Annotated in this window: 10 protein-coding genes and 1 pseudogene; 10 read left to right on the plus strand and 1 reads right to left on the minus strand. The window is 67.6% G+C overall.

The features are described 5' to 3' along the window. Window positions 1-3: 3 nt before the first annotated feature. Together DB459_RS06150 and DB459_RS06155 are read left to right on the plus strand one after the other, a co-directional pair. Complete coding sequence (locus tag DB459_RS06150; protein WP_253712026.1) at window positions 4-600, plus strand: DUF2147 domain-containing protein; 597 nt, start codon at window positions 4-6, stop codon at window positions 598-600. Window positions 601-1,021: 421 nt separating this feature from the next. Next, window positions 1,022-1,207, plus strand: coding sequence for a Flp family type IVb pilin (locus tag DB459_RS06155; RefSeq protein WP_253712027.1), 186 nt, complete (start codon window positions 1,022-1,024; stop codon window positions 1,205-1,207). A gap of 75 nt (window positions 1,208-1,282) precedes the next feature. Here DB459_RS06155 and DB459_RS06160 read toward each other — a convergent pair whose 3' ends face one another. After that, window positions 1,283-2,194: a LysR family transcriptional regulator gene (locus DB459_RS06160; RefSeq protein WP_253712028.1), complete on the minus strand. Its 912-nt coding sequence runs from the start codon at window positions 2,192-2,194 to the stop codon at window positions 1,283-1,285. A 75-nt stretch (window positions 2,195-2,269) separates the two neighbouring features. Between DB459_RS06160 and DB459_RS06165 the strand changes: the two genes are divergently transcribed. From DB459_RS06165 to ligD, 8 genes and pseudogenes are all read left to right on the plus strand, one after another. Next, a complete protein-coding gene (locus tag DB459_RS06165) occupies window positions 2,270-2,833 on the plus strand; it encodes a chromate transporter (RefSeq protein WP_253712029.1) in 564 nt (187 codons plus the stop codon). Further along, window positions 2,830-3,357 carry a chromate transporter gene (locus DB459_RS06170; RefSeq protein WP_253712030.1) on the plus strand — a complete coding sequence of 176 codons (528 nt, stop codon included), beginning with the start codon at window positions 2,830-2,832 and terminating at the stop codon, window positions 3,355-3,357. Before DB459_RS06165 ends, DB459_RS06170 begins: the two co-directional genes overlap by 4 nt. A 113-nt stretch (window positions 3,358-3,470) precedes the next feature. Beyond that, window positions 3,471-4,034: an orotate phosphoribosyltransferase gene (pyrE, locus tag DB459_RS06175; RefSeq protein ID WP_253712031.1), complete on the plus strand. Its 564-nt coding sequence runs from the start codon at window positions 3,471-3,473 to the stop codon at window positions 4,032-4,034. 26 nt (window positions 4,035-4,060) lie between these two features. Further along, window positions 4,061-5,473, plus strand: coding sequence for a sodium:proton antiporter (locus DB459_RS06180; protein ID WP_253712032.1), 1,413 nt, complete (start codon window positions 4,061-4,063; stop codon window positions 5,471-5,473). A gap of 80 nt (window positions 5,474-5,553) precedes the next feature. Continuing rightward, window positions 5,554-6,888, plus strand: a complete 1,335-nt coding sequence (locus DB459_RS06185; RefSeq protein ID WP_253712033.1) for an SLC13 family permease — start codon at window positions 5,554-5,556, stop codon at window positions 6,886-6,888. Window positions 6,889-6,992: 104 nt separating this feature from the next. Continuing rightward, complete coding sequence (locus DB459_RS06190; protein WP_253712034.1) at window positions 6,993-7,748, plus strand: DUF2865 domain-containing protein; 756 nt, start codon at window positions 6,993-6,995, stop codon at window positions 7,746-7,748. A gap of 332 nt (window positions 7,749-8,080) precedes the next feature. Further along, window positions 8,081-8,838, plus strand: a pseudogene (locus tag DB459_RS06195) (IS5 family transposase). Window positions 8,839-9,030: 192 nt separating this feature from the next. After that, complete coding sequence (gene ligD, locus DB459_RS06200) at window positions 9,031-11,808, plus strand: DNA ligase D (RefSeq protein WP_253712035.1); 2,778 nt, start codon at window positions 9,031-9,033, stop codon at window positions 11,806-11,808. Window positions 11,809-11,985 lie beyond the last annotated feature (177 nt).

Genomic DNA, 11,985 nt, shown 5'->3' on the forward strand with positions numbered 1-11,985 from the left:
GCCATGAAGCCGATCTTATCGCTCTTATCGCTTCGACGACTGACGCTGCGCGTCGCGGTCGCGGCCTCGCTGGCCGGCTTCGCGCCGTTGGCGGGCGCCGTCGAACCCGCCGATCCGAGCGGCACCTGGCTGACCGAAGACGGCCGGGCGCGCATTCGCGTCGAGCGCTGCGGCGCCAATCTCGATCAGGCCTGCGGCTATATCGTCTGGATGAAGAATCCGGTCGACGCCAGGGGCGAGCCCTACAAAGACCACTACAATCCCGATCCCGCCAAGCGCTTGCGTCCGATCCTCGGCCACCAGCTCATCATGGGGCTGATGCCGCGCGCCGTGGGGCGTTTCGACGGCGAGATCTATAACGCCGAGAACGGCAAATCGTACCAGATCTCGCTGTGGCGCGAGGCTCCCGACCGGCTGAAGATCAAGGGCTGCATGCTCTCGCTGCTCTGCGCCACCGAGACCTGGAACCGGACCGCCGACGTCCTCCCTGGCCAATTGGTCGGCATGACCGGCGATCCCAATGGGCCGCGCGCCGACAAGGAATGGGCGCAGGTCAGCCAGGTCAAGCCGTCAACGCCGTCCAAGGCGGCCAAGCGATGACCGCGGAACGAGGTCTCGGCGCGGTGGATTTGGCGCTCGCAAATAGGCGCAAACGTTTCGCCGACTTGGTCATGCCCGGCCACGACGAAAGATCTGACCGACGCGAGGCGGGCCACTCCCTCGGCCGTCATCGCCGGCTTCAAGCAGGCGAACCAATACGCCGGATCGCCGATCGTGGAGGACGACGGCGCGTGGTCGAGGGCCGGCGTCTTGCGCCAATCCGCCGCTGGTGTTGCCGGCGCCAGACAGGCACAGCGATAGAGATTCGCGGCCGCACAACCGATGGTCGCATCACGTGGACATTTTGTCGCAGATCCGTCGACTTCAGTCGATTTTCGCCCTGCAGATTCACCACGCCGTTTCACGCAACTTTAGGTTCTTTCGGACACATTGCCGGCATTGCAACCAGCGGGCGAGCCCCATGAAGAAACTCATCAAGACCTTTCTCACCGACGAATCCGGCGCCACCGCCATCGAATACGGCCTGATCGCGGCCGGCATCAGCCTCGCCATCATCGCCGCCGTGAACACCCTCGGCACCTCGCTCAGCTCCACATTCACCGCGGTGAAGACCGCGCTGGTCGGCACGCCGCCCGCGACGCCGTAAGGTCAGAGCCAAGGCAGCAAGGCCCGGAATCGGACAACCGATCCCGGGCTTTTTCTTTGACCTGCCGCTGCGACGTCAGAGCGTCCCCTCGCGCACCATCTGCCGCACCTGCTCCAGCAGGCGCGCGACCGGGCCGGACACCGCTGCGGCGCGATAGGCGAGATGCAGCGGCGCGAGCAGCTGCGGCGCATCGGCCAGGGCGCGATAGGCCAGTCCCTCGGTGTCGAGCCGGCTGATGGACTGCGGGATGATCGACACCCCGAGCCCGGCGGAGACGAGACTCAAGGTCGACAACAGCCGCGGCGCCTCCTGGCCGATGTGCGGGGCAAAACCCGCGGCATGGCAGGCGGCGATGATCGCGTCGTAGAGGCCGGGGCCGGTCGGCCGGCGATAGAGAATGAAGGTCTCCTCGGCGAGTTCGGCGAGCGCCAGCGCCGTGGCCGGCCGCTGCGCCAGCGGATGCTGGGCCGGCAGCACCACCAGCATTCTCTCGCGCAACAGCGGCGCGATGACGAGGCCGGCGGTATCGCCGACCGGGGTGCGGACGAAGGCGGCATCGAGCCGTTCGCGGCGCAGCGCCTCGATGAGTTCGCCGGTCGAACTCTCCTCCAGCTCGAGCGCGACCGCCGGCGCGGCCTGGCGAAAGGCGCGCACCACCGCCGGGATCAGCGGATGAAAGGCGGTCGAGCTGGTATAGCCGATGGCGAGCCGCCCCTGCTCGCCCCGCGCGCTGCGCCGCGCCGCCTCCACCGCCCGCTCGACCTGCTCAAGCGCCGCCCGCGCCTCGGCCAGGAAGGCCTTGCCGGCCTCGGTGAGGTCGACGCCGCGCGGATGCCGGGTCAGCAGCGGCACGCCGACCTCGGCCTCGAGCGCGCGGATCTGCTGGCTGAGCGGCGGCTGCTGGATGCCGAGCCGGGCGGCGGCGCGGGTGATGTGGCCCTGCTCGGCGACGGCGAGGAAATAGCGCAGGTGACGAAGCTCGATCATTCCATATCTATTACATATGCATCTTCTATTTTCGATATATTAGACACCAGGCTGAGGCGGGCCTAAGCAGGGGGCATGACCGCCGAATCCCCGACCATCGCCATCGCCGAACGCCCCGGCCCTGGCGCCCTGTTCAAAGGCTTTCTCGGCCTCGGCATGATGGGTTTCGGCGGCGTGCTGCCGCTGGCCCGGCGCATGCTGGTGGAAGAACGGCGCTGGCTCGACCCGGCGGAATTCACCGAGCTGCTTGGCCTGTGTCAGTTCCTGCCCGGCGGCAACGTCATCAATCTCTCCGTCGCCGTGGGGCTGCGGTTCGGCGGCGTGCCGGGGGCATTCGCTTCCCTGCTCGGGCTGATCGCGGCGCCGACCGCCATCCTGATCGTGCTCGGCGCGGTGTACGACCGTTTCAGCGACGATCCGCATGTCCGCCACCTGTTCGCCGGCCTCGCCGCCGCCGCGGCCGGCCTCCTCGTCGCCATGGCGGCACGGATCGCCTGGCCGATCCGGCGCGACGCCGGCGCAATCGCCGTTGCCGGCTTGTGCTTCGTGGCGATCGCCGTGCTGCGGCTGCCGCTGCTGCCGACCATGGTGGTCATGGCCTCGCTCGGCGCCCTCCTTGCATCGTGGAGGCTGCGGTGAGCGTGCTGGTCGCACTGGCGCTGATCTTCGCCCAGCTCTCGCTGCTGGCTTTCGGCGGCGGCAATACCATCCTGCCGGAAATGCAGCGGCAGATCGTCGACGTCCATCACTGGATGAGCGCCCGCGATTTCAGCGCCATGTTCGCCCTGGCCCAGGCCGCGCCGGGTCCGAACATGATGGTGGTGACGCTGATCGGCTGGCATGTCGCCGGATGGCCGGGCGTGGTGGTGGCCTCGATCGCCAAATTCGGCCCCTGCTCGCTGTTGACCGGCCTGGTGCTGCAGGTCTGGGACCGCTTCAAGGATCACCGCTGGCGCCGCATCGTCCAGGCCGGGCTGATACCGGTGACCATCGGCCTCGTCGCCGCCAGCGCCGCGCTGATCACCGCCGCCTCCGATCACGAATGGATCCTTGCCGCGATCACCGCGGCGAGCGCCGCGGTGATGATCGCGACGCGGCTGCATCCGCTCTGGGTGCTGGCCGCCGGCGCCCTGATCGGGCTCACCGGGGTCGGACTGCCGTAGATCGGGCCCCGCGTGGAGGCTGTTGACCGCGCGGTCGCAGGACTCGCCTTGGCCGGCCACTGCCGTTAAGACTGCGGCCGTCCGCCCTGTTTGAAGAGATCGCGAGTCTGCCCGTGTCCAAATCCGCCGCCCGTGCCCGCCTCGCCGACATCATCGCCACCCGGTCCTTCGGCCGCGGCGAAATCACCCTGGCCTCGGGCCGCAAGAGCGACTTCTACTTCAACCTGAAGCCGACGATGCTCGATCCGGAAGGCGCCGCGCTGCTGGCGGATCTCACCTACGAGGCGCTGAAGGACGATCATTTCGACTATGTCGGCGGCCTCGAAATGGGCGCGGTGCCGCTCGCCGGCGCCATTGCCCAGCTGTCCTGGATGAAGGGCCATCCGATCGCGGCGTTCTTCGTCCGCAAGAAGCCGAAGGAGCACGGCGCCCGGCTTGCCATCGAGGGCCTCGCCAAGGGCGAGAGCCTCAAGGGCAAGCGCATCGTCATCGTCGAGGACGTCACCACGACCGGCGGCTCGGCGGTCAAGGCGCTGGACGCGGTGCGCGAAGCCGGCGGCGAGGTGGCGCTGGTGTTCACCATGGTGGACCGCGAGGAAGGCGCCACCGAAACCTTCCGTGACGCCGGGGTTCCCTTCCGCTCGCTCTACAAGGCCTCGGAATTCCTGGCCCGCTGAGGGCCCTCGACGCCAAGGATCCCCCCATGCCGCCGCGGCTCTTCATTCTCCTGACCGCAATCTGCTGCGGGGGGATGGCGACGCCTGCGCGGGCCGCGGCCGATCACGGCCTCGACGGCCGCCACCTCGGCTGGTTCTGGGCGGTGCCGTTCGTCGGCATTCTGCTGACCATCGCGACCGGGCCGCTGCTGTTCCGCAAGCTCTGGCACCGCCACTACGGCAAGCTGGCGACGGCCTGGAGCGCGGCGGTGCTGGTGCCGATCGCGCTGATCCATGGCCCGGTTCCGGCCGTCGCGGCGCTGCTTCACGCCGCGCTCGGCGAATATCTCAGCTTCATCGCCCTGATCTTCGCGCTTTACGTCGTCGCCGGCGGCATCCTGGTCACCGGCAACCTGCGCGGCACGCCGCTCGTCAATTGCATCATCCTGGCCTTCGGCACCGCGATCGCCAGCGTCGTCGGCACCACCGGCGCGGCCATGATCCTGATCCGGCCGCTGTTGCGCGCCAACGAGAACCGGCCGGTCAATGCCCATGTGGTGGTGTTCTTCATCTTTCTCGTCTGCAATATCGGCGGCGCCCTGTCGCCGCTCGGCGATCCACCGCTGTTCATCGGTTATCTCAACGGCGTCGACTTCTTCTGGACGGCCAAGCGGCTCTGGCCCCACACCTTGCTGGTCGCCGGGCTGGTGCTTGCGGTGTTCGCGGCGCTCGACCTCCTGATGTGGCTGCGCGAGCCGCATCCGAAGGTGCCGGAGCCGAAGCTGGCCGTGAAAGTTCACGGCCTCGTCAACCTCGCCCTGATCGCGCTGATCGTCGCCGCCATCCTGGTGTCGGCGCTCTGGCACCCCGGCGTCTCGTTCGACGTCTTCGGCACCGAACTGGCGCTGCAGAACGTCGCCCGCGACGTCTCGCTGTTCGCGCTCGCCGGCCTGTCGCTGTGGCTGACGCCCGACGAGCACCGCGCCGCCAACGAGTTCAGCTTCGAGCCGATCCGCGAGGTCGCGGTGCTGTTCGCGGCGATCTTCATCTGCATCGTGCCGGTGCTGGCGATGCTCGGGGCCGGCGCCAGCGGGCCCTTCGCCGGCCTGCTGGCGCTGGTGACCTCGGCCTCCGGCGCACCGCGCGACGTGGTCTATTTCTGGCTGACCGGCGCGCTGTCGGGCTTCCTCGACAACGCCCCGACCTACCTCGTGTTCTTCGGCCTCGCCGGCGGCGACGCCGGCCAGCTCATGACCACCTATGCCTCGACCCTCGCCGCGATCTCGATGGGCGCAGTCTACATGGGCGCCCTGACCTATATCGGTAACGCCCCGAACTTCATGGTCTACGCCATCGCCAGCGAGCGCGGCATCGAAATGCCCGGCTTCTTCGGCTACATGCTGTGGTCGGGCGCGGTGCTGCTGCCGGTCTTCGCCCTGCTGTCCGCCATCGCCATTTGACTTAGGCCCCTCGATTGGAGAGCTTGCGCCGGCAATCACGTCGATCGCGGACATCGGCGAGCAGATCCGGGGGAACGGGCATGGGGCACACGGCCACGCAGGTGTATTTCGGTCTCAATCCGATGTGGATTTCGACCGCCGTCCTGCTGATCACCTACGCGCTGATCATGACCGAACAGGTCAACCGCGCCATCGTCGCCCTGCTCGGCGCCGGGCTGATGGTGGTGGTCGGCGTGCTCGATCAGGCCGAGGCGCTGCGCGGCGTCGACTGGAACACCCTCGGGCTGCTCACCGGCATGATGATTCTGGTGTCGATCTCGCGGCGCTCGGGCGTGTTCCAGTATCTCGCCGTGCGCGCGGCGCAGCTGGCGCGGGCCCATCCGGCCGGCATCCTCCTGCTGCTGCAGGTCACCACGGCGGCGCTGTCGGCGCTGCTCGACAACGTCACGACTGTCCTGCTGGTCGTGCCGATCACCCTGGCGATCGCCCGCCAGCTCGAGGTCGCGCCCTACCCGTTCCTGTTCGCCGAGATCTTCGCCTCGAACATCGGCGGCACCGCGACCCTGATCGGCGATCCGCCCAACATCCTGATCGGCTCGCAGGCGGGGCTCACCTTCAACGACTTCGTCGTGCACCTGACGCCGATCATCCTGCTGATCATGGCGGTGCAGGCCCTGATCATTCATCTGCTCTGGGGACGCGGCATGCGCGCCAAGGCCGATGCCGAGGCCCGGGTGATGGCCATGGTCGCGGCCGACACCATCGAGGACCGCAAGCTGCTCAAGCAGTCGGTGGTGATCATCGCCGCCGTGATGCTCGGCTTCATCTTCGCCCACCAGCTCCATCTCGAGCCGGCCACCATCGCCATGGTCGGCGCCGCGGCCCTGATGCTGCTCGACAACTGGGCGCATCATTCCGAGAAGGCCTCGCACAACATCCATCAGACCTTCAGCGATGTCGAATGGATCACGATCTTCTTCTTCATCGGCCTGTTCATCGTCGTCCACGGCGTCGAGATCGGCGGGCTGTTGACGCTGTTCGCCAACCAGCTGGTGGCGGTCACCGGCGGCCGGCTCGCCACCACCGGCTACGCGATCCTGTGGGCATCGGCGGTGCTGTCGGCCTTCGTCGACAATATTCCGTTCGTCGCCACCATGATCCCGCTGATCAAGACCATGGCGCCGGCCTTCGGCGGCGTCGACCACATCCAGCCGCTGTGGTGGAGCCTGTCGCTCGGCGCCTGCCTCGGCGGCAACGGCACCCTGATCGGCGCCTCCGCCAATCTGACGGTCGCCGGCCTCGGCGACCGCAACGGCGTGCCCTTCCGGTTCCTGACCTACAGCCTCTACGCCTTCCCGATGATGCTGCTGTCGGTCGCGATCTGCCACGTCTATCTGTGGTGGCGCTATTTCTGAAGCTTAAGGGGCCGATTCCGCCATGGTGACGTCTCGTTTACCATGTTGGCTTAGCGTCGCGGCGCCGGGATGCCCCCGGCGCGAATCGGCGCGGAACGCAGGCCTTGGAACGGGGATCGTCGACAGGAGAGGTTCGGGATTTCGGCCGTCGGCGCCGCCCGGCGGCGCACGGCGCCGCCATTGTGCTGTCGGCGCTGCTGCTCGGCACGCCGGCCGCCCATGCCGGCTTCTTTGATTTCCTGTTCGGTTCCGGCGGCCCGCAGCCGATCTTCGGCAACGAGACGCCGCCGGCCGCGACCGCCCCGACGCCGCGCGCCGAGGTCGGGCGCAGCAGCGGCTACTGCGTGCGCGGCTGCGACGGCCGCTATTTCCAGATTCAGGCGCGCGGCGGCGCGACGCCGGCGCAGATGTGCCAGGCCTTCTGCCCCGCCTCCCCCACGACCGTCTATTACGGCAGCACCATCGACGGCGCGGTCGCGGCCGGCGGCGCACGTTATGCCGACAGCGAGAACGCCTTTCTCTACCGCAAGACCCTCAAGCCCGATTGCACCTGCAACGGCCATGACCCGGCCGGGCTGGCGCCGGTCGATATCTCGCTCGACACCACGTTGCGGCCCGGCGACATCCTCGCCACGTCCAACGGGCTCGTTGCCTATTCCGGCATTCGCGTCGGCAACAGCCAGACCGCCGAATTCACCCCGGTGGCAAACTATCCGGGATTGACCGCCGAGGTTCGGGCGAAGCTCGGCGAGGTCAAGGTGAGGCCGGTCGGCGCCGAGCCTTATGACGGCGGCCCTGCGGTCAGGGGCAGCGTCGCGCCATCCGCCGCCGGCCACGGCAGGCAGACCGATCTCGACTAGTGTGGCGTCTCGCAATTGCCTACCGCCTTTGCGGCAAGCCTCTCGTAGGCAATTGCGAGACATAAGCCACACTAGCACTTTGATTTTGCTAGTGTCCCTATGTCTCCGAATGACCGTGCGAGTGCGAGGCAAACGTAGCGGTAATTCGGAGACGGGACACTAGTGTGGTGGATCTGACGCTCGTATCAGCATTGCAGCGAACTCATCGTACGAGCGTCAGATCCAAAACCGCACTAGAATCATAGCTATACTAGAGCCTGTCCTCAATTAGAGGATTCCCAAGCAGATTATCGCATGATTCATAGGCGGTCAGCTGATTCGGAGCTGACCAAATGCGCCGCTACGCCCTTCGGGACGATCAATGGGATAGGATCAAGGATATTTTGCCCGGACGTGAAGGGCATGTAGGGGTCACGGCCAAAGACAATCGGCTGTTTGTAGAAGCGGTGATCTACCGCTATCGAGCCGGGATCCCTTGGCGAGATTTGCCCGAACGCTTCGGCGATCCGATCAAGATACATACGCGTTTTTCGCGCTGGACGAAGAGCGGGGTGTGGAAGAAGCTGTTTAAGATGCTGGCGAGCGATGCCGACAATGAGTACGCGATGATCGACAGCACGATCGTGCGGGCGCATCAGCACAGTGCCGGCGCACAAAAAAAGACGGCGAAAACCAAGCTATCGGGCGCAGCAAAGGCGGGCTGAGCACCAAGATCCATGCGCTTGTCGATGCCCTGGGCAATCCGCTGGACTTCATCCTGACGCCCGGCCAAGCCCATGATCTGGAGGGCGCCGATGCACTGCTGCCCGACATGGCGGCCGACGCCTTATTGGCAGACAAGGCCTTCGACGCCGACGAACGGGTGATTGCCCCGTTGCTGGCACGGGGAAAGTCGGTCGTGATCCCGCCCAGGCGCCACCGGCAGCTCCAGCGCGATTTCGACAAGCACGCCTATAAGGCACGCCATCTCATCGAGAATTTCTTCTGCAAGCTCAAGCAATACCGCGCCATCGCTACCCGCTACGACAAAACCGCCAGAAATTTCCTCGCCGCAATCAACCTCGCGGCGGTTATCATCTGGCTCAATTGAGGACAGGCCTTAGTGTCCTGATGTCTCCGAATGACCGTGCGAGGGTGAGGCAAATGAAGCGGTAATTCGGAGACAGGACACTAGATCAGGAGCCTCGGCGCCGCGCTGCCGGAACCGCCGGCGGGCTGCCGGGTTCTCGCTGGATCGGACGCCGCCATGGCCCGGCGGCCCTGAGGAAAAGGACGCCCCGCGGTGGCCCGGCGATCGGCCAAAAAATCTCCCCGAAAAGCGGCGAAGAAAGCGGCCGGCAGCCGCAAGCGCGGCGCCGGCGAGCTCGGCGCCTACCGCGCGAAGCGCGATTTCAGCAAGACCGCCGAGCCGAGCGGCGAGCTCGCCATCGCCGGTGCCCCGCAATTGCGCTACGTCATCCAGAAGCACGACGCCACCCGCCTGCACTACGACCTGCGCCTCGAACTCGACGGCGTCTTCAAATCCTGGGCGGTGACCAAGGGGCCCTCGCTCGACCCTTATGACAGGCGGCTCGCCGTCGAGGTCGAGGACCATCCGCTCGACTATGGCGATTTCGAAGGCACCATTCCCAAGGGCCAGTACGGCGGCGGCACCGTGATGATCTGGGACCGCGGCTATTGGCTGGCCGAGGCCGCCGAGAAGGGCCTCGCCAAGGGCGACCTGAAATTCGCCCTCGACGGCGAAAAGCTTCACGGCGAATGGGTGCTGGTGCGCATGAAGAACGACCGCGCCGGCGGCAAGCGCACCAACTGGCTGCTGATCAAGCATCGCGACGCCTACGCCCGCGAGGGCGGCGACAACGACATTCTCGACCAGGACCGCTCGGCGGCCTCCGGACGCTCGATGGACGACATCGCCGCCGGCCGCGGCCGCAAGCCGAAGCCCTTCATGCTCGCCAAGGCGGTGATGGCGGCCGATGCGGTGTGGGATTCGCGTACCAGCCTCGCCGCCGGGCAACGCACCGCCCAAAGGCGCCCGGCGGCGCCGACCACGACGAAAGCCACGGGCAAGACCAAGACCAAGACCAAGGCCGAGACCGAGACCGAGACCAAGGCCAGGGCCGCGACGATGCCGGATTTCGTCGCGCCGCAGCTGTGCAGGCTGGTCGAGCTGCCGCCGTCGACCGAGGGCTGGGTTCACGAAATCAAGTTCGACGGCTACCGCATGCAGCTGCGGGTCGAGGATCACGTCGCGGCGCTGAAGACCCGCAAGGGCCTCGACTGGACCGGCAAGTTTCCGGCGCTGGCGGCGCATGCCGCAAAGCTCGGGGACTGCCTGATCGACGGCGAGGTGGTGGCGCTCGATGCTGCCGGCCATCCCGACTTTGCCGCGCTGCAGGCGGCGCTGTCCGACCGCCGCGACGACAAGCTGATCTTCTATGCCTTCGACCTGCTGTTCGCCGGCGGCGACGATCTGCGCGATGAGCCCCTCGGCACGCGCAAGGCGCGGTTGAAGGCGTTTCTCGGCAGGCTCGGCAGCAGCGGCCGGGGCACCATCCGCTATGTCGAGCACTTCGAGGCCGACGGCCTCACCGTGATGGAATCGGCAAGGCAGAGCGGGCTCGAGGGCATCGTCTCAAAACAGCTCGCCGCGCCCTATCGCTCCGGGCGCATCGGCAGCTGGGTCAAGGCCAAGTGCCGGCTCGGCCACGAGGTGGTGATCGGCGGCTGGAAGACCACCGGCGGCAAGTTTCGCTCGCTGATGGTCGGCGTGCATCACGGCAAGGACCTCGTCTACACCGGCATCGTCGGCACCGGCTATGGCCGGGACACGGTCAGGCGGCTGATGCCGGCGCTCAAGGCCGCCGCCGCCGACAACAGCCCGTTCAGCGGCAACGGCGCGCCCAAGGGCGGCCGGGAGGTGCATTGGCTCCGGCCCGAACTCCTCGCCGAGATCGAATTCGCCGGCTGGACCAGCGACGGCATGGTGCGTCAGGCCGCCTTCAAGGCCCTGCGCACCGACAAGCCGGCCGAGGAGGTCGTGGCCGAAGCGCCGGTCCGGGCAACAACGCCGCCGCTCGAGCAGCCGGCATCCCGCTGGGCGGGAGCGCCGCGTGCTGCCCCGCTGCGCCAGGGCGCGCCGACCATCGCCTCGCCGCGCGGCGCCGCCGCCGTGCTCGGCATTGCGATCTCCAGGCCGGACAAGGCGCTGTGGCCCGATGCGCTGGACGGCGAGCCCGTCACCAAGCGCGACCTCGCCGACTATTACGCCGCGATCGGCGACTGGATGCTGCCGCATATCGCCGGGCGTCCCTGTTCGGTGGTGCGCGCGCCCGACGGCATCGGCGGCGAAACCTTCTTTCAGCGCCACGCCATGGCCGGGATGTCGGAGTTCCTGACCGCGACGCGGGTTTCCGGCGATCGCAAGCCCTATCTGCAGATCGACCGGGTCGAAGGGCTGATCGCGGTGGCGCAGACCAGCGGCGTCGAGTTGCATCCCTGGAATTGCGCCCCGGGCGATCCGGCCATCGCGGGCCGGCTGGTGTTCGACCTCGATCCCGGGCCGGACGTCGCCTTCGACGAGGTCATCACCGCCGCCAGGGAGATGAAGCGACGGCTCGCGGCGCTGGGGCTGGAAAGCTTCTGCAAGACCACCGGCGGCAAGGGCCTGCACGTCGTCACGCCGCTCAAGACCGGCGCCCGCGACGCGGTCCGCTGGCCCGAGGCCAAGGCCTTCGCCCAGGAGGTGTGCCGCCAGATGGCGACCGACCAACCCGACCGCTATCTCCTCAACATGGCCAAGCGGCTGCGCAAGGGAAAGATCTTCCTCGATTATCTGCGCAACGACACGATGGCGACCGCAGTGGCGCCGCTGTCGCCGCGGGCGCGGCCGGGCGCCACCGTATCGATGCCGCTGAGCTGGGCGCAGGTGAAGCCGGGGCTCGAGCCGCGACGCTATACCGTGCGCACGGCACCGAAGCTGATCGCGGCGAGCCGGGCCTGGCAGGGCTATGACGCCGCCGCCGCCTCGCTCAAGGCGGCGATCGCCAGGCTGGCTTGACCTGATCTTCCAAGCGCCGATCAGCGCGGCCGCGGCACGTCCGACCGGGGCGATCACGCCATTCTGGCCGTCGAGGTCGACGCTGGCCGCCGTCAGATAGACCGGCACGACGACCGGGGCGCGCTGCGACGGCCCGACGATCGCAATCGCGTTGGCGGTACCGCATTGCCCGTGCCG

The sequence above is a fragment of the Bradyrhizobium sp. WD16 genome (assembly GCF_024181725.1).
Lineage (GTDB): Bacteria > Pseudomonadota > Alphaproteobacteria > Rhizobiales > Xanthobacteraceae > Bradyrhizobium_A.